16 protein-coding genes and 1 pseudogene are annotated in these 17,506 nt (G+C 67.3%); 8 read left to right on the top strand and 9 right to left on the bottom strand.

The annotated features are described in order from the left end of the window. Nucleotides 1–119: 119 nt before the first annotated feature. Both ASE31_RS01345 and ASE31_RS01340 read right to left on the bottom strand, forming a co-directional pair. A complete protein-coding gene (locus tag ASE31_RS01345; protein WP_057199765.1) occupies nucleotides 120–1,232 on the bottom strand; it encodes a PA0069 family radical SAM protein in 1,113 nt (370 codons plus the stop codon). A gap of 131 nt (nucleotides 1,233–1,363) precedes the next feature. After that, complete coding sequence (locus tag ASE31_RS01340; protein ID WP_057199735.1) at nucleotides 1,364–2,230, bottom strand: LysR substrate-binding domain-containing protein; 867 nt, start codon at nucleotides 2,228–2,230, stop codon at nucleotides 1,364–1,366. A 105-nt stretch (nucleotides 2,231–2,335) separates the two neighbouring features. Between ASE31_RS01340 and ASE31_RS01335 the strand changes: the two genes are divergently transcribed. Then, nucleotides 2,336–3,040, top strand: a complete 705-nt coding sequence (locus ASE31_RS01335; protein WP_057199734.1) for a haloacid dehalogenase type II — start codon at nucleotides 2,336–2,338, stop codon at nucleotides 3,038–3,040. Between the two features lie 7 nt (nucleotides 3,041–3,047). Here ASE31_RS01335 and ASE31_RS01330 read toward each other — a convergent pair whose 3' ends face one another. After that, on the bottom strand, nucleotides 3,048–3,935 hold the full coding sequence (locus tag ASE31_RS01330) for a methylglyoxal synthase (RefSeq protein WP_057199733.1): 888 nt from the start codon (nucleotides 3,933–3,935) through the stop codon (nucleotides 3,048–3,050). A gap of 44 nt (nucleotides 3,936–3,979) precedes the next feature. Next, complete coding sequence (locus ASE31_RS01325; protein WP_057199732.1) at nucleotides 3,980–4,879, bottom strand: LysR family transcriptional regulator; 900 nt, start codon at nucleotides 4,877–4,879, stop codon at nucleotides 3,980–3,982. 89 nt (nucleotides 4,880–4,968) lie between these two features. Between ASE31_RS01325 and mdlC the strand changes: the two genes are divergently transcribed. From mdlC to ASE31_RS01305, 4 genes are all read left to right on the top strand, one after another. Next, complete coding sequence (mdlC, locus tag ASE31_RS01320) at nucleotides 4,969–6,606, top strand: benzoylformate decarboxylase (protein WP_157412291.1); 1,638 nt, start codon at nucleotides 4,969–4,971, stop codon at nucleotides 6,604–6,606. Between the two features lie 81 nt (nucleotides 6,607–6,687). Further along, nucleotides 6,688–7,698: a tripartite tricarboxylate transporter substrate binding protein gene (locus ASE31_RS01315; RefSeq protein WP_057199730.1), complete on the top strand. Its 1,011-nt coding sequence runs from the start codon at nucleotides 6,688–6,690 to the stop codon at nucleotides 7,696–7,698. A gap of 131 nt (nucleotides 7,699–7,829) precedes the next feature. Beyond that, the gene (rnk, locus tag ASE31_RS01310) at nucleotides 7,830–8,243 is read left to right on the top strand and encodes a nucleoside diphosphate kinase regulator (RefSeq protein WP_057199729.1); all 414 of its coding nucleotides are present in this window, start codon (nucleotides 7,830–7,832) and stop codon (nucleotides 8,241–8,243) included. Nucleotides 8,244–8,322: 79 nt separating this feature from the next. Beyond that, nucleotides 8,323–8,730 (top strand): hypothetical protein, encoded by a 408-nt coding sequence (locus tag ASE31_RS01305; RefSeq protein ID WP_057199728.1) that lies wholly within the window; start codon nucleotides 8,323–8,325, stop codon nucleotides 8,728–8,730. Between the two features lie 135 nt (nucleotides 8,731–8,865). On the opposite strand, the gene ASE31_RS01300 is transcribed toward ASE31_RS01305, so the two are convergent. Beyond that, complete coding sequence (locus tag ASE31_RS01300; RefSeq protein WP_057199727.1) at nucleotides 8,866–9,984, bottom strand: acyltransferase; 1,119 nt, start codon at nucleotides 9,982–9,984, stop codon at nucleotides 8,866–8,868. A 171-nt stretch (nucleotides 9,985–10,155) separates the two neighbouring features. Here ASE31_RS01300 and ASE31_RS01295 point away from each other — a divergent pair, with 171 nt between their 5' ends. From ASE31_RS01295 to ASE31_RS01285, 3 genes are read left to right on the top strand one after another with little or no spacing between them, the layout of a single operon-like run. Beyond that, nucleotides 10,156–10,749 carry a GbsR/MarR family transcriptional regulator gene (locus tag ASE31_RS01295; protein ID WP_057199726.1) on the top strand — a complete coding sequence of 198 codons (594 nt, stop codon included), beginning with the start codon at nucleotides 10,156–10,158 and terminating at the stop codon, nucleotides 10,747–10,749. 2 nt (nucleotides 10,750–10,751) lie between these two features. Beyond that, nucleotides 10,752–12,113, top strand: a complete 1,362-nt coding sequence (locus tag ASE31_RS01290; protein ID WP_057199725.1) for a cytochrome ubiquinol oxidase subunit I — start codon at nucleotides 10,752–10,754, stop codon at nucleotides 12,111–12,113. Between the two features lie 17 nt (nucleotides 12,114–12,130). Further along, nucleotides 12,131–13,132 carry a cytochrome d ubiquinol oxidase subunit II gene (locus tag ASE31_RS01285; RefSeq protein WP_369818131.1) on the top strand — a complete coding sequence of 334 codons (1,002 nt, stop codon included), beginning with the start codon at nucleotides 12,131–12,133 and terminating at the stop codon, nucleotides 13,130–13,132. Nucleotides 13,133–13,147: 15 nt separating this feature from the next. Here the strand turns inward: ASE31_RS01285 and ASE31_RS01280 are convergent, their stop codons facing one another. From ASE31_RS01280 to ASE31_RS32380, 4 genes and pseudogenes are all read right to left on the bottom strand, one after another. Continuing rightward, complete coding sequence (locus tag ASE31_RS01280) at nucleotides 13,148–14,278, bottom strand: ABC transporter substrate-binding protein (protein ID WP_057199723.1); 1,131 nt, start codon at nucleotides 14,276–14,278, stop codon at nucleotides 13,148–13,150. A 146-nt stretch (nucleotides 14,279–14,424) separates the two neighbouring features. Then, nucleotides 14,425–15,378 (bottom strand): nitronate monooxygenase family protein, encoded by a 954-nt coding sequence (locus tag ASE31_RS01275; protein ID WP_057199722.1) that lies wholly within the window; start codon nucleotides 15,376–15,378, stop codon nucleotides 14,425–14,427. Between the two features lie 99 nt (nucleotides 15,379–15,477). Beyond that, complete coding sequence (locus ASE31_RS01270; RefSeq protein ID WP_057199721.1) at nucleotides 15,478–17,268, bottom strand: acyl-CoA dehydrogenase; 1,791 nt, start codon at nucleotides 17,266–17,268, stop codon at nucleotides 15,478–15,480. A 93-nt stretch (nucleotides 17,269–17,361) separates the two neighbouring features. Continuing rightward, nucleotides 17,362–17,506 (bottom strand): annotated as a pseudogene (locus tag ASE31_RS32380) (electron transfer flavoprotein subunit alpha/FixB family protein); the annotation flags it as partial.

The following is a 17,506-nucleotide window of genomic DNA, read 5'->3' as shown; positions in this document are numbered from 1 at the left end:
TTTCTCTTGGCGACGCAAGAGAAAGTTACTGCGCCGCCGGGCGCACACCCCGGCCTCCGCCCTTCATCAAGGCATGCAGCAACCACCAACAAAAACCCTTCACCAACAAAACAAAATGCTCAAAACAGACACCCCTGATTCTTCGCAAACCCGGCCCGGTACTGCGTCAAATCCAACTCTGTCCTCACCCGGTTAAGCCCCAACTTGCGGCAAGTGGCCGCAAAGCGCTGACGCAACATATCGGCCCACAATCCCGTCCCCTTCATCCGCGTAGCGAAGTCACTGGCGTAGACCTTGCCCGCAGCGCGCTGGGCCGGGTCCAGGGCATGCAAGTCCTGCACCCGTGCCATCACCCGCGCCGCGCGCTGCGGGTAGTGCAGCTCCAGCCACTCGCGAAACAGGGGGTCCAGCTCCCACGGCAGGCGCAGCACGGTGTAGAAGGCGCTGGTGGCCCCGGCCTCGTGCGCGGCCTGCAGCACCTGCTCCATGTCTTCGGTGATGAAGGGGATCTGCGGCGCCACGCTCACGCCCACGGGGATGCCCGCCTCGGCCAGTGTGCGGATGGTGCGCAGGCGCCGGTGGGGCGCGGCGGCACGCGGCTCCATGCGGCGCGCCAGGGCGGCGTCGAGCGTGGTGATGGTGACGTACACGGCGGTCAGGCGCTGCGCGGCCAGCGGGGCGAGCAGGTCGAGGTCGCGCTCCACCCCGGCGGACTTGGTGATCAGCGAGAACGGGTGGCGCATGTCGCGCATCACCTCGATCAGGCCGCGCGTGAGTTTCAGCTCCCGCTCCACGGGCTGGTAGCAGTCGGTGGCCGAGCCGATGTTGAGCAGGCGCGGCACGTGGCTGGCCCGGCCCAGCTCATCGCGCAGCAGTGCGGCGATGTTGTGCTTGGCGATGATCTGCGTTTCGAAATCAAGCCCCGGCGACATATTGAGGTAGCTGTGCGTGGGCCGCGCGTAGCAGTAGACGCAGCCATGCTCACAGCCCCGGTAGGGGTTGACCGAGAGCTCGAAGAAAATGTCCGGCGAGTCGTTGGCGCAGATGGCGCTCTTCGCCGTCTCCAGATGCACTTGGGTGGTGAGTGGCGCGGGTTGTTCGTCGCCCTCTTCCACATACGCCTCCCAGCCATCGTCCACCACCTCGCGCGTGTCGCGCACGAAGCGGTGCGCCAGGGCCGTGGCCGCGCCCCGGCCGCGCACCGCCTGCAGGGGGATACGCACCTCCTGCATCACCTGGGGGGCGTTGTTGTCGTCGGGCGGAGGCGGCTTCATAACTGTATAAATATACAGTTATTTGGCTTTTCATGCCGGGCTGTTACATGGTGCCGCCTCACCGCAATCCACCTGGCGCTGTCGCTGGCTCAGCGCCGCGTGCCGAGTTGTCCTACCAGGTAGTCGGCCAGTTGCTTCAGCCCCCGACCCAGGGGCATGCCACGGGGGCCGGCGCCCACCAGGGCGAGCTCGGTGGGGGGCGGGGGCTCGAAACCTGCAGCGCGGCCCAGCGTTCGGTGTTCGGCCAGCAGCGCCGAGCGGGGCAGCACGCTGACGCCCAGGCCCGCGGCGACCGCTGCCTGCACGGACGTCAGGCTCTGGCTGCCGAAGGCCTGGCGCCAGGGGCGACCCGCCTTCTCCAGCAGCCGCACGGCGCGCAGGCGGTAGATGCAGCCCGCAGGGAACAGCACCAGCGGCACCGCGCCATCGGCGTCTGGTGCGAAGCCCTGGCCGACGGCCCACACCAAGCGCTCGGGCCAGGCGGCGATGCATTCGCCACTGCCGGGCTCCCGCTTCATCAGGGCCAGGTCTATTTCGCCGTGGACCAGCCGGCGCTGCAGGTCGCTGCTCATGCCGCTCACCGTTTCCAGCCGCAGGGCGGGATGTGCGGCGCTGAAGCCCGCCAGCATGCCGGACATGGGCCGGGCGTCGAAATCTTCCGGCACGCCCAGGCGCAATGCCACCTGCCCCGGGGTGGCGGCCAGCGCGTCTTCGGCCTCCTGCGCCATGGCCAGCAGGCGGCGGGCGTAATGCACCAGCAGCTCGCCCTGTTCGGTGGGCAGGGCCTGCTTGCCGCTGCGGTCGCGCTGCAGCAGAGGGTGGCCAACCCGCTCTTCGAGCTTGAGGATCTGCTGGCTGACGGTGGACTGCGTGCGGTGCACGCGCTCGGCGCCGCGGGTGAAGCTGCCCTCTTCAACGACGCACACCAGGGTTTTCAGGAGTTCCAGGTCCAACATGGTTCATATCCGAAATTCAACTGGGTTCTATTTGAACATTTAATTTTCCAATATCTCCAGCCTTGCGCATGCTACGCACCTCCTTGAAACGATGCGGACTGAACCATGCCTTTGAAAAACACCCCCCGCCCTTTGTGGCTGACCTTCGACTGCTACGGCACCCTCATCCAGTGGGATGAAGGCCTGCAAGAGGCCGTGCGCGAGCTGCTGGCGCGCAAGGGCGCAGCGGGCACCCCGCCGGAAGAACTCATCGCGGTCTACGACCGGCACGAGCACGCGCTGGAGCAGACGCCGCCGCACCGCAGTTTTCGCGAGGTGTCGGGTGAAGGGCTGCAGCGCACCCTGGCGGAGCTGGGGCTGCCCGAATCGCCTGGCGATGCCGGGCTGCTCGCCGGGCGCATAGGCGCCATGCCGCCGTTTCCCGAGGTGGTGGGCGTGCTGCGCACGCTCAAGGCGGCCGGGCACCGCCTGGCCATCGTGTCCAACACCGACGACGACATCATTGCCGGCAACGTGGCGCAACTCGGCGGGCTGATCGACCGGGTGATCACCGCCCAGCAGGCCGGCGCCTACAAGCCCGACCGCCGGCTGTTCGATCATGCCCATGCGCAACTGGGCGTGCAGCCGGCCGAGGTGGTGCACATCTGCGCGAGCCCGCACCTGGACCATGCGGCAGCGCGCGACATCGGCTTTCGCTGCATCTGGGTGGACCGGGGCACGGGGCGGCGCCTGCTGCCCGACTACCATCCCGATGCCACCGTGGGTGATCTGCGCGGGGTGGTGGACCTTTTTGCGACACTGGGCTGGTAGCGTCTATCTACGCCCAGGCCCTGGCCCACGCATCGGCCATGGCGGGCGTGTGGTAGCAGGCGGCCTCAAAGCTCTTGGTACAGACGGCGCGCTCGAGCAGCTGGATGTCCGCCTCATGCTGGCGCGCTACATGCACGTCCTCGAAGAAGAGCACCTTGTCGCAGCGCTGGTCGAGCACCAGCTCGGCGATCTGCGCGTCACCCCCCAGCGGGCCGCTGCGCAGGGGCTGCACCCACGGCAGGTCGCGCGGCCAGCCGCGCGACCAGGCCATCTCGTTGAGCCTGCCGCCCGTGGTGCCGGTGGCAAAGCGCTCTTGCGTCTGCGAGAGCAGGTCGAAGTGGCGGAAGGCGAAGTCGACCATGGCCGACTTCAAGGCATCGTGAGCGATCAGTGCGACGGATTGCTTGTCGATGGAGGGCACCATCGCCGGCAGGCGCGCGCGCAGCGAGACACCGGCCTGCAGCGCGGCCTCCACGGCCATCCATTCGACGGCAGCGGCCACCGTGAGCAGCAGCGGCTTGCCGTGCGAGATGCACTGGCGCTTGAGGGCCTGTGCCTCGGGGTACAGGGATGAGGGGTCGAGCGGGTCCAGCAGGTAGATGGCGCCCGCCAGTTCCTGTTCGGGGTGCACGCCCCCGGCAATGCGCGATACCACGCGCATCACCCCGCCCTCGCGCCCGTAGGGCAGGCGCGTGAGGTGCGGAAAGTGGCTGGCCAGGGCATGTTGCTCGATGGCGTCGGCGCAGCCGCCCACGGCGGCGATGCCGAGCTGGAGTTCGGCCAGGGCCGGCCGCGACGCTGCGGCCCATTGGGCCAGGCCGCCGTCGGCGGTCGAGCGGTGCAGGCGGTGTGCGGCCAGGCCGAAGGTTCGTGGGGGAAGGGTTGTCGTCACCATGTACTCCGAATTCGCATGCCAGTCTAACGCCCGCCTTGGCGGCACTACTCCTTGAACAGCCCCTCGATCACCCCGCGCAGCCACTGGTTGCCCGGGTCGGCCTCGAAGCGCTTGCTCCAGTGCAGCGCCACGGTGAAGTCGCGCAGCGGCAGTGCGGGCTCGATGATGGTGTAGCCGCCCGCTGCCGCAAAGCCGCGGGCGATGTTGCGCGGCATGACCACGGCGAGATCCGTGCCGCGCACGATGGAGGGCAGCACCATGAAATGCTCGGTGGTCAGGCGCAGGCGGTCTTCGAGCTGCAGCAGGGCCAGGATGCGCAGCGTGTCCGAGTGGGAGCGCACGGCGACGAATTCGAGCTGGCGCAGGTCGTCGAGCAATGCCGTGGCGTTGCGCCGGCGTTTGGCAAAGGGGTGGCCTTCGCGCAGCAGCACGATGTAGCGGTCATTGAGCAATTGCACGCGCTGCGTGTCCTTCACCGCGGGCAAGAAGCCGAAGGCGAAGTCGATGCGGCCGCTGTCGAGCAGGGGCGCGATCTGCTCGCGCGGCACGGGCAGGGTTTCGAGCCGCACGCCGGGCGCCTGCTGGCGCAGTGCGAGCATGAGGTCTGGCAAAAAGCGGCCCTCGCCGATGTCGCTCATGTGGATGCGGAACACCTTGCGCGACTGCAGCGGGTCGAACAGGGCGGATTCGTTGAGCGCTTCTTCCAAAGTGCCCAGGGCGCTGCGCACGGCGTCGGCCAGGCGGTCGGCCTTGGGGGTGGGCTGCACGCCACCGCTGGCGCGCACGAACAGCGGGTCCTTGATCAGCAGGCGCAGCCGCGTGAGCGCCTGGCTGGCTGCGGGCTGCGTCAGGTCCATGAGCTCGGCGGCGCGGCTCACGCTGCGCGTGCGGTAGACCGCATCGAACAGGCGCAGCAGGTTGAGGTCGATGTCCTTGATATGCATTGGGCGAATACCGCTTAGTCGTTTCATTGTATTGATGGATGTGCGGCGGGGGCCGAAGATCAGACCTTTCCACCCGCATTGCCCCGCCCATGCTCCAGGCCCTTGACTCCCGCCCTGTCGGCACCGCCGCTGCCGCCGCCACCGACCTGCGCCCTACCGTGCGCGAGGTGGTGCTCGACCTGCTGCGCGGTTTCAGCATCAACACCATCTTCGGCAACCCGGGCTCGACCGAGCTGCCGCTGTTCCTCGACTTCCCCAAGGACTTTCGCTACATCCTGGGCCTGCAGGAGGCGGTGGTGGTGGGCATGGCCGATGGCTATGCCCAGGCCACGCACAACGCGGCCTTCGTGAACCTGCATTCGGCGGCGGGCGTGGGCCATGCCATGGGCAATATCTTCACGGCGCACAAGAACCGCACGCCCATGGTGATCACGGCCGGGCAGCAGGCGCGCTCCATATTGCCGTTCGACCCCTTCCTGTTCTCGGGCCAGGCCACGGAGCTGCCCAAGCCGTATGTGAAGTGGAGCATCGAACCCGCGCGCGCCGAGGACGTGCCGCTGGCCATTGCCCGCGCCTACTACATCGCCATGCAGCAGCCGCGCGGGCCGGTGCTGGTGTCCATCCCTGCGGACGATTGGGACAAGCCCTGCGAGCCGCTGGCGGCACGCACCGTGAGCACCGAGACCCGGCCCGAGCCGCGCGTGCTGGGCGCCATTGGCGACGCGCTCGATGCGGCGCAGCGCCCGGTCTTCGTGGTGGGTGCAGCGGTGGACCGCGACGGAGCCTGGGACGACGTGCTGGCCCTGGCCGAGCGGCACAACGCTGCGGTGTGGATCGCGCCGATGTCGGGGCGCTGCGGCTTTCCGCAGGACCACCGGCTGTTCATGGGCGTGCTGCCCGCCATGCGCGAGAAGATCGTGGCGCTGCTGGGTGGGCACGACCTGGTGTTTGCCCTCGGTGCCGCCGCCTTCACCTACCACGTGGAGGGCCATGGCCCGCACGTGCCGCCCGGTGCGCAACTGGTGCAACTGATCGAAGACCCGGGCACGGCGGCCTGGACGCCCGAGGGCACCTCGGCCGTGGGCGGCGTGCGCCTGGGCGTGCAGGACCTGCTGGCCCGCCCGGCTCCGCCCACACCGTCCTCGCGCACCGCGCCCCCGCTGCGTGCAGCGCGCCCGCGTGCCGAACCCTCGGCGCTGATGAGCGTGCAGTACGTGATGCAGACCCTGGCCGATGTGCGTGACGCGCATTCCATCGTGGTGGAAGAGGCGCCGAGCTCGCGCGCCGCCATGCATGCCTACCTGCCCATCCTGCACAGCGAGACTTTCTACACCATGTGCAGCGGTGGGCTGGGCTATGCCATGCCGGCTGCCGTGGGCGTGGCACTGGCAAAGCCGGGCAGCAAGGTCATCGGCCTGCTGGGCGATGGCTCGGCGATGTACTCCATCCAGGCGCTGTGGAGCGCCGCGCAGCTGCGCCTGCCCATCACCTTCATCATCCTGAAGAACCGGCGCTATGCGGCGCTGCAGGAGTTTGCGCCGACCTTCGGCTTTGGGCCGGACGACAAGCTCGAAGGCACGGAGCTGCCGGACCTCGACTTTCTGGCGCTGGCACGCGGCCAGGGCTGCGATGCCGTGCAGGTGAGCGACGCAGCGCAGCTGCACCAGGTGCTGCGCGATGCGCTGGCGCATCCCCGCCCCATCCTGGTGGAGGTGGATGTGGCCTGAGCAAGCCCCCTCTCGTTATCGCAGCAAGCCAACCCAACAGACCCGGATGACCGGGCACCCCAGTTTCCCGGAGACATGACCATGAAGCACCAGAACGCATCCCAGCATCCCTTCCTTCGCCGCCGCCTGGCGGGCGCCCTCGCCCTGGCGGCGCTTGCAGGCGCCGCCCTGCTGCCCGCGGGCGCATGGGCCCAGGCCTATCCCGCCAAGCCCATCAAGGTGGTGGTGAACTTCCCGGCGGGCGGCGCGGCCGACCAGATCGCGCGGGCCGTCACCGTGCCGCTGCAGGCGGCGCTGGGCCAGCCCGTGGTGGTGGAAAACCGGGGCGGCGCGGGCGGCAACATCGGCGGCGAAGCGGCGGCCAAGTCGCCGGCCGACGGCTACACGCTGCTCATGAGCTCGGGCGGCATGGTCTCGGTGAACCCCCACATCTACCCCAAGATGCCGTTCGACCCGGTGAAAGACCTGGTGCCCGTGGCCGCAGCGGCGCGCGTGCTGGTGTTCCTGGAGGTGCGGCCCACGCTGCCAGTGAACACCATCCAGGAGTTTCTGGCCTACCTCAAGGCCAACCCGGGCAAGGTGAGCTTCGGCACGCCGGGCAACGGCAGCTCGCCCCACCTGGCGGCCGAGATGCTCAAGAGCCAGGCCAACGTGTTCGCGGTGCATGTGCCGTACCGCGGCGCGGCGCCTGCCATGCAGGACCTGCTGGGCGGGCAGGTGGATTTCATGTTCGACCCGGGCATCGGCCTGCAGCATGTGAAGGCCAACAAGCTGCGCCTCCTGGCCGTGGGCAGCGCCAAGCGCTCGCCGCTGTTCCCCGATGTGCCCACGCTGGACGAGGTGGGGTTGAAGGGCTTTGACGCCGATACCCTGTTCGGCTTCTATGCGCCGGCCGGCACGCCCGCCGAGGTGGTGACGAAACTCAACCGCGAGATCAACAAGATCCTGGCCACGGCCCCCGTGCAGGAGCGCATTGCCGCGCTGGGCGGCGAGCCCGCGCCCATGGCGCCCAAGGAGTTCCACGACCGAGCCATGAGCGACAGCAAGCGCTTTGGTGCATTGATCAAGGCGCGCAATATCACCGGAGACTGATCTTCGGCGGTGGTGGGGCGGCCACGCACCGCCCCTGCCAAAGCCCGCACGGTGCAGTGCGAGATTGTCGGCAAACCGGGCCTGCCGGCCTATAGTCCCGCCCTTTGCAACCACACCCTGCGAGGTACCCCATGGCGCGCAAGCCCCAGATCATCCTGTCGTCCCTGGACGTCGACCGCATCGAAGCCCTGCTGGCCGCCATTCCGGCCAGCGTCTTCCCCGGCAAGGCCGATCTGCAGGCCGAGATCGACCGCGCCGACGTGGTGGCGCCCGAAGACATCCCGCCGCATGTGGTGACGATGAACTCCACGGTGCAGTTCGCCATCGAGGAGACGGGCAAGGAGTTCTGCCTGACGCTGGTCTACCCGCGCGACATGGACGGCAGTGCGGACCGCCTGTCGATCTTCGCGCCCGTGGGCAGCGCCCTGCTGGGCTTGGCGGTGGGCGATGCGCTGGTGTGGCCCGGCCCCGGCGGCAAGCCGATGACGGTGCGGGTGAAGGCCATCTTGTACCAACCTGAAGCGGCGGGCGAGCTGCACCGCTGAGCGGCGGCGCCACAGGCGACGGCCGCAAATTGCAACAGTGCTTTGCGACCAAGGGGGCGAGCGGCGACAATCGGGGCCCATGACAGCGCCCCCGCACCCGCCCGACGAACCGAACGCCCCGGCAACGGCGCTGGCGGCTGCGCCCCCTGAGTTCGACCCAGACTCCACCACCGCCTTCCAGCAGCGCATGGAGCGGGCCCCCGAATGGTTCTGCTCCTTCCTGGCCGGCAACATCCGCGAGAAGAGCCGCCTGAAGCGCGAGATGGCCACCATGAAGGGATCGGTGGCCTGGCTGATGAAGCAGCGCCGCCAGGGCAACTGGACTGCCGAGGAGCGTGATCAACTGCGCGACGTGATGCGCTCAGCCTCGTCGGTCAGCCCCTACCTGTTCATCTGGGTGATCCCCGGCTCGATGCTGCTGCTGCCCTTCATGGCCTGGTTCCTGGACAAGCAGCGCAAGCGGCGTGAGGGACTGCCACCGGTCTGAGCCAACGATGCTGGCCTTCTCTGGCTCCTGCGGGTTGTTAAGACAGGCGAAGTGCGCGCAACAGCTGCCTCGGCCAGGGCAGCCGTGCAAGGACCGCCCAGCCGCGTAGGCGGCGCCTCAGGGGGATGGTCCGAATCAAGCCCAGTGGCTGCTGATCGCCACCAGCATGCCCGCCCCGACCAGCCCGGCCTGCCAGCGCAATGCCATGGACCAGGTGGGCACATGGCGCTCCACCCGCTGGTAGAGTTCGCGCCCGGCCATCAGCGACAGGGTGAAGGCCAGTACCATGCCCAGTGCGTTGACCACGGGAGACTCGGGGAACAGGTGGCTAACGACCGCGTTGACCAGCAGGCACACGGCGAAGTGCACGAGGAAGACCGAGTACGACATCTGGCCCAGCCGGACCAGCGGCGCCACGCCCTGCCACTGGCGCAGCCGCGCCGAGCGCAAGGCGACCACCAGCAGCACGGAAACCACCAGCGCCAGGGCGATGCGGCCGCGGTATTCCATGGCGAGGGCGATGCCGCCCAGCAGCACCATGAGCGCCAGCCAGCCGATGGAGCGAGGGGATTTCACGGCCCAGTAGGCCATCATGCCCAGCCCGTACGAGCCGAAGAAGTACCAGCCCCACATGTCGAGCGAACTGTCGAGATTGAACACCCACAGCGAGGTGGCCGTGAGCGCCACCAGCAGGCTCTTACCGATCACGGGCCCGTTGAGGCGCGCCCAACCACCAGGCAGCGCCCGAACGGCGGCCCAGACGAGCACGCTGAGCACGAACAGCTGGAAGTCGATGGCCACGTACCAGACGCCGGCCGAGAGGGCACCCTCGCGCACGATGTCCTGCAGCAAGAGTGCGTTGGCCAGCAACTGCGCGAGCGTGGGCTCGTCGGGCACGGAGTGGTGGTCCATCCACGACCGCACCAGCGCCGACACCAGCACCGCCAGCAGCAGTGCCACCGCATAGGGCACCACGAGCCGCACGAAGCGCTTGGTGATCACCGCCCCGGCACTGTCGAAGCGGGCCACGCCCTGCGGCGCCAGGCTGGCGGCCGCCAGATACCCACCCAGCACCAGGAACACCTGCACGGCCATGCGCCCATAGTCGTACAGCCAGGCCATCAGCCACGGCGCCAGTGGCGCGGCGATGTCGGACATCGGGCCGTAGAAGGCCAGGTGGTGGCAGACGATGGCGGCGCACGCCAACCCCTTGACCATGTCGATCAGGGGGGTGCGGGAGGTGGCGGAAGGCATGGGTAAACGAATAAGGCGGCGGTTGACACTCCCGCCAATGCGGTTAAACCCCCTATTGTCGCTTGTTACAGAAACTGGTGCTGTCGCGTCTGCATCCTTCAGGCGACTGCCCGGTGCAAGTGTTTTCCGAATTTTCAGTAATTACTGAAAATTCAATAAATAAGGAGCACAATGTGGCCCATGACCTATGTCAAACACCTCCCTCCCCTGAACCGCCAGTTCGTGGCCCACTTTGGTGAAATGGGCAGCCGCTGGGGCATCAACCGCACCGTGGGGCAGATGTATGCCCTGATCTTCCTGTCGCCGCGCCCGCTCAATGCGGACGAGATCGCCGAAACGCTGGAGTTCTCGCGCTCCAACGTGAGCATGGGGCTCAAGGAGCTGCAGGCCTGGCGCCTGGTGAAGCTGAGCCACCAGCCGGGCGACCGGCGTGAATACTTCGAGGCACCCAAGGATGTGTGGGAGATCTTCCGTGTGCTGGCCGAGGAACGCCGCCGCCGCGAGATCGAACCCACGCTGTCCATGCTGCGCATGGCGCTGCTCGAAGAACCCGGCTCCGAGGAGGAGCGCCATGCCCAGCAGCGCATGCGCGAGATGCACGAGCTGATTGACAGGCTGATGACCTGGTTCGACGATGTGCAGCGGCTGGCGCCCGAGACGGCGATGCAGTTGATGGGCATGGGCACGGCCGTCACCCGGGTGCTCGAATTCAAGGACCGCCTGACCGGCAAGGGCGGCAGCACGGGCAAGGACAAGGGGGTTTGACCATGGACGCTTTCACCCTGTCGCGCATCCAGTTCGCGGCGAACATCAGCTTTCACATCCTGTTTCCCACCATCACCATCGCGCTGTGCTGGTTCCTGGTGTTCTTTCGGCTACGCCACGGGGCCACGCGCGGCACGCCCGCCGCGCTGGGCTGGGAGCAGGCCTACTACTTCTGGACCAAGGTGTTCGCGCTGAGCTTTGCGCTGGGCGTGGTCTCGGGCATCACCATGAGTTTTCAGTTCGGCACCAACTGGCCGGGCTTCATGGAGCAGGTGGGCAATATCGCCGGGCCGCTGCTGGGTTATGAGGTGCTCACGGCCTTCTTTCTGGAGGCGTCGTTCCTGGGCATCATGCTGTTCGGCCGGGGCCGCGTGTCCGACCGAGTGCACCTGGCGGCCACGCTGATGGTGGCCTTTGGCACCACGCTCTCGGCCTTCTGGATCCTGAGCCTGAACTCATGGATGCAGACACCTGCGGGCTACGAGATCATCGATGGCAAGTTCCATGCGGTGGACTGGCTGGCCATCGTGTTCAACCCCTCCTTCCCGTACCGGCTGGGCCACAAGCTGCTGGCGTCGGCCCTCACGGCGGGCTTCCTGATCGCGGGGGTGAGTGCCTGGCAACTGCTCAAGGGCACGGCCACCGATGGCACACGCAAGGCACTGCGCACGGCCATCACGGCGGTGGCCATCGTGATCCCGCTGCAAATCTTCATGGGCGACCTGCATGGTCTGAACACGCTGGAACACCAGCCCGCCAAGATCGCCGCCATCGAAGGCATCTGGCACACCGAGAAGGGCGCTGCGCTCACGCTGTTCGGCCTGCCCAACGAGAAGGAAGGCCGCACGGACTACGCCATCCAGATCCCCAAGGCCGCCAGCCTGATCCTGGCGCACGACATCGATGCCGAGCTCAAGGGGCTCAACGATTTTCCAGGTGCGCACCCGCCCGTGGCGCCGGTGTTCTGGGGCTTTCGCGTGATGGTGGGCATGGGCATGCTGATGCTGGCCGTGGCCTGGTGGGGCGCGTTCATGCTGTGGCGCCGCCGCGGGCAGGACCTGAGCACCCTGCCCCGCCTGCTGCTGGGTACCCTGGTGGGCATGACGTTCTCGGGCTGGGTGGCCACGCTGGCCGGCTGGTACGTGACGGAGATCGGCCGCCAGCCCTTTCTGGTCTATGGCCTGTTCCGCACGGCGGACGCCGTGGCCCAGCACCCGCCCGGGATGGTGGCCGGCACGCTGGTGGCCTACCTCACTGTGTATGTGCTGCTGCTGGTGGCCTACATCGGCGTGATCAAGTACATGGCCGAGCACTCGACCATGCCCACCGCGGCCGTGGCGCCCCCAGCACCGCAAGCCATCTGAGGAGCAACACCATGGACATGACCTGGGCCACGGCCCTTCCGCTGATCTTCATGGCCGTCATGGGGCTGGCACTGCTGGCCTACGTGGTGCTGGACGGCTACGACCTGGGCGTGGGCATTCTGCTGCCCTTTGCCTCCGATGCCGAAAAGGACGTGATGGTCGCCAGCATCGGCCCCTTCTGGGACGCCAACGAGACCTGGCTGGTGCTGGGCGTGGGCGTGCTGCTGATCTGCTTTCCCAAGGCCCACGGCATGGTGCTGTCGGCCCTGTACCTGCCGGTGGCGGTGATGCTGGTGGGGCTGATCCTGCGCGGCGTGGCCTTCGACTTCCGCGTGAAGGCGCGCGACTCGCACAAGGCCACCTGGAACCGCCTGTTCGCAGCCGGCTCGCTGGTCACCACGCTGGCCCAGGGCTGGATGCTGGGCGCCTACATCACCGGCTTGCAGAACGACACCTGGGGCCTGCTGTTCTCGGCGGGCATCGCGCTCACGCTGCCGGCGGCCTACGCCATGCTGGGCGTGGGCTGGCTCATCATGAAGACCGAGGGTGACCTGCAGCACAAGGCCCTGGCCTGGGGCCGCAAGGTGCTGTGGCCCATGGGCGCGGCGCTGGCCGGCATCTCGCTGGCCACGCCGCTGGTGAGCCACACGGTGTTTGCCAAATGGTTCGTGCTGCCCGAGCTGTTTGCGCTGCTGCCCATACCGCTGGCCTGCGTGGGCGCGTTCTTCGCCATCCGCCATGTGCTGCACACGCCGCGCGTGGTGCAGGCCGGCTACGGCTGGATCGTGTTCGTGGCCACGGTGGTGGTGTTCGTGCTGGCCTTCTTTGGGCTGGCCTACAGCATCTACCCGTTCATCGTGATCGACCGCCTCACGGTGTGGGAGGCGGCCAGCGCCACTGAGTCGCTGGTGGTGATCGGGATCGGTGTGGCGATCACGCTGCCGGTGATCATCGTCTACACGGTCTTCATGTACCGGGTGTTCTGGGGCAAGGCGCGGGAGCTGACGTACGGGCTGTGAGCGCCGGTTCACGCCTCAATACCTGAGGCTGCCCTCGGCATCCACGATAGCCAGCTCCACATAGGTCGAGCCGTTGTGGTTCTTGGGCGAATATTTCACGTTGAAGCGCCCGAACGAGATTTCGCCGGCCTCTTCCATGGCGCGGGTGAAGGATTCGGTGCTCAGGTTGCGCCCGGCGCGGCGCAAGCCCTCGACCAGCAGGCGCGCATGCACGAAGCCCTCGAACTGCGAGGCCGAGGGTTGCGCGCCCGGCGACTTGGCGCGCAGCAGCGCCAGGTACTCGGCGACCACCGGCACGGTGGTGCTGCGCAGCGAAGGCATGATCTGCGCGAGGATGATGCCGCGCGCCTTCTCCTTGAGCTCGCGCTGGATCACGTCCATGCTGGCAACCGAAAAGCCGTAGTACGTGGGCCGCGCCGAGGTGGCTTGCACGCCCTTGATGTAGTGGGTGAACGTGGTGCCCGCCGTGGCCACGATCACGGCCTGCGGCTGGACCTTTTCGGTGGCCTGGCCGGCAGCGGCAAAATCGGGCTGCTTCGGATCGACCTTGATCTCGGCGACGAAGGGGAGCTTTTCCTGCGCGGAGGCCTTCTTGAGTTCGGCCAGCAAGGTCTTGCCCAGTCCGTCGTCCTGGTAGAACACGGCCACCCGGTCCATGCCCTGCTGGCGCAGTTGCGAGACGATCTTCTGCGCCTCGCTGGCATAGCCTGCGCGCACGTGGAACACATGGGGGTTGAAGTTCTCGCGGAACACCGAGGCACCGGTGACGGGGCCGAACAGCAGGGTGCGGTGCTCCTGGATCAGCGGCAGGATGGCGGCCGTCTGCGCGGTGCCGGTGCTGTTGTAGACCATGAAGACCTTGTCGGTCTCGAGCAGCTTGCGCGTGTTCTCCACCGCCTTTTGCGCGTCGAAGGCATCGTCGAGCGTGGTGTAGCGGATCATGCGGCCGTGCACGCCGCCCTGGGCATTGACGGCATCGAACAGCAGCCGCGAACCCTCGCCATACTGCGCGGTCTGGGGGCCGAGCGGGCCCGAGAGCACGGCCGAGGCACCGAGCCGTATCTCGTCCGGCGTCACGCCCTCATTGCGGGCATGGCACAGCCCGGCCGCGCCCAGCGCGGCCAGCAACACAAGTATCCGAAGCATGTCGTCCCCCAGCTTGCCAATGATGATCGACCAGGCCCACTGCCCTGCGGTCCATTTGGTTATTGATCATCATTATCTGCAGGCCCGCGACCCATGCCCTAGGGGTTAGCCCTTCCACCGCAGCCCGCGGGGAAGCCAGCCACGGTTCAGAGTGCAAGGCGCGCGCGGGCGGCCTGGTATTCGCTGCGCAGGCGCGCCACGAGCTCGGCGGTGCTGGTCACGGCGTCGATGGCGCCAATGCCCTGGCCGCAACCCCAGATGTCCTTCCAGGCCTTCTTGGCATCGCCGCCGAAGTTCATCTTGCTCGGGTCGGACTCGGGCAGGTTGTCCGGGTCCATGCCGGCGGCGCGGATCGACGGCGCCAGGTAGTTGCCGTGCACGCCGGTGAAGAGGTTGCTGTAGACGATGTCGTCGGACGTGCCGGCCACGATGGCCTGCTTGTATTCGTCGCTGGCGCGCGCTTCGTGCGTGGCGATGAAGGCCGAACCGATGTAGCCGAAGTCGGCCCCCATGGCCTGTGCGGCCAGTACCGCATCACCGCTGGCGATGGCGCCGCTGAGCGCGATGGGGCCGTCGAACCACTGGCGGATTTCCTGGATCAGGGCGAAGGGGCTCTTCACGCCCGCATGGCCGCCAGCACCGGCGGCCACGGCGATCAGGCCGTCGGCGCCCTTCTCGATGGCCTTGTGCGCGAACTTGTTGTTGATGATGTCGTGCAGCACGATGCCGCCCCAGGCATGCACGGCCTGGTTCACGTCCTCGCGCGCGCCCAGGCTGGTGATGATGATCGGCACCTTGTACTTGGCGCAGACCTGCATGTCGTGCTCCAGCCGGTCATTGCTCTTGTGCACGATCTGGTTGATGGCGAAGGGCGCGGCCGGCCTGTCGGGGTTGGCCTTGTTGTAGGCCGCCAGCGTCTCGGTGATCTCGGCCAGCCATTCGTCGAGCAGTTCGGCGGGGCGCGCGTTGAGCGACGGCATGGAACCCACCACGCCGGCCTTGCACTGCTCGATCACGAGCTTGGGGTTGCTGATGATGAACAGCGGCGAGCCGATGACGGGCAGCGAGAGGTTCTGCAATGCGGGGGGCAGCTTGGACATGGCGGGTTCGTTCCAGTTTGAAAGGATGGATGGATCAGGTTCTTGTGGGGTACAGGGCCCGCGCACAACGCGCCGGCCCTGCTTGTCTCCCCCGTGCGCTCAGAAGGAGTCGAGCGCCAGCTCCGTCACGCTGTCGGCGCCTTCGACGATGCTGTCGCGCAGGCCTGGTGCCTTGACCAGGATGTGCTCGGCATAGAACTGCGCCGTGGTGATTTTTGCCTGCATGAAGGCGCTGTCCTGTCCCTTGTGCAACAGCGCCTGCGCCGCCAGCAGGCTGCGCGCCAGTTGCCAGCCGGCCACCAGGTTGCCCGCCAGCATGAGGTAGGGCACGCTGCCGGCGAACACGGCGTTGGGCGAGGTCTTGGTGCCGCCGGCGACGAAGTCCACCACGTCGAGGAAGGCCTGGCGCGCGGCGGACAGGCGGCGCGCCACGGCCTTGGCGGCGGGGGTGCCGTTGGCCAGCAGTTCGGCTTCGGTCTTCTCGATCTGCGCGGCGATGCCCTTGGCGGTCTGGCCGCCATCACGCGCGGTCTTGCGGCCCACGAGGTCGTTGGCCTGGATGGCCGTGGTGCCTTCGTAGATGGTGAGGATCTTGGCGTCGCGGTAGTACTGCGCGGCACCCGTTTCCTCGATGAAGCCCATGCCGCCGTGTACCTGCACCCCGAGGCTGGTGACTTCCAGGCTCATCTCGGTGCTGTAGCCCTTGACCAGGGGCACCATGAATTCGTAGAACGCGGCATTCTGCTTGCGCGCATCGGCATCGGGGTGGTGGTGCGCAGCGTCGTAGGCAGCGGCAGCCACGGTGGCCATGGCGCGGCAGCCCTCGGTGTAGGCGCGCATGGTCATGAGCATGCGGCGCACGTCAGGGTGGTGGATGATGGGCGCGCTGGCGGCAATGGAGCCGTCCACGGGGCGGCTTTGCACACGGTCTTTCGCATAGCCCACGGCCTTCTGGTAGGCACGCTCGGCAATCGCGATGCCCTGCACGCCCACGGCGTAGCGTGCGGCGTTCATCATGATGAACATGTATTCGAGGCCCCGGTTCTCCTGGCCCACGAGGTAGCCCACGGCACCGCCATGGTCGCCGAACTGCAGCACGGCCGTGGGGCTGGCCTTGATACCGAGCTTGTGCTCGATGCTCACGCAGTGCGCGTCGTTGCGCGCGCCCAGGCTGCCGTCGGCGTTGACCATGAACTTGGGCACGACGAACAGGCTGATGCCCTTGACGCCCTCGGGCGCGCCCTGCACACGGGCCAGCACCAAGTGCACGATGTTGGCGGCCATGTCGTGCTCGCCATAGGTGATGAAGATCTTGGTGCCGAAGACCTTGTAGCTGCCGTCCGGCTGGGGTTCGGCACGCGTGCGCACCAGGGCCAGGTCGGAGCCGGCCTGGGGCTCGGTGAGGTTCATGGTGCCGGTCCACTCGCCGGTCACCAGCTTTTCAAGGTAGGTGGCCTTGAGCTCATCGCTGCCGGCCGTGAGCAGCGCCTCGATGGCGCCGTCGGTCAGCAGCGGGCACAGCGCGAAGCTCATGTTGGCGCTGTTGCACATCTCGATGCAGGCGGCGCCGATGGTCTTGGGCAGGCCCTGGCCACCAAAGTCGGCCGGGTGCTGCAGGCCCTGCCAGCCGCCCTCGCCATACTGGCGAAAGGCGTCCTTGAAGCCGGGGGTGGTGGTGACCACGCCGTCCTTCCAGCTCGACGGGTTCTTGTCACCCTCGAAGTTCAGCGGAGCCAGCACGCCCTCGTTGAACTTGGCGCACTCTTCGAGCACGGCCTGGGCGGTGTCGAGGCCCGCGTCTTCGAAGCCGGGAATCTGTGCGATCTGTTCAATGTTGGCCAGGTGCTCGATATCGAACAGCATGTCCTTGACGGGGGCGGTGTAGCTCATGGATGTCTCCGGGAAAAATTCTCAAAAAAAAGGCACCGCGAACGATGCCTTTCAGTGCCTGGGCCACAGGGAACGCAGCCTCAGAACACGTGTTTACAAGGCCTTGACCAGCTCCGGCACAGCGGTAAACAAGTCCGCCTCCAGCCCATAGTCCGCCACACTGAAGATCGGCGCCTCCGCATCCTTGTTGATCGCCACGATCACCTTGGAGTCCTTCATCCCGGCCAGATGCTGGATG

The organism is Acidovorax sp. Root217 (assembly GCF_001428645.1).
Lineage (GTDB): Bacteria > Pseudomonadota > Gammaproteobacteria > Burkholderiales > Burkholderiaceae_C > Acidovorax.
This window is presented reverse-complemented; position numbering and strand designations above follow the sequence as displayed.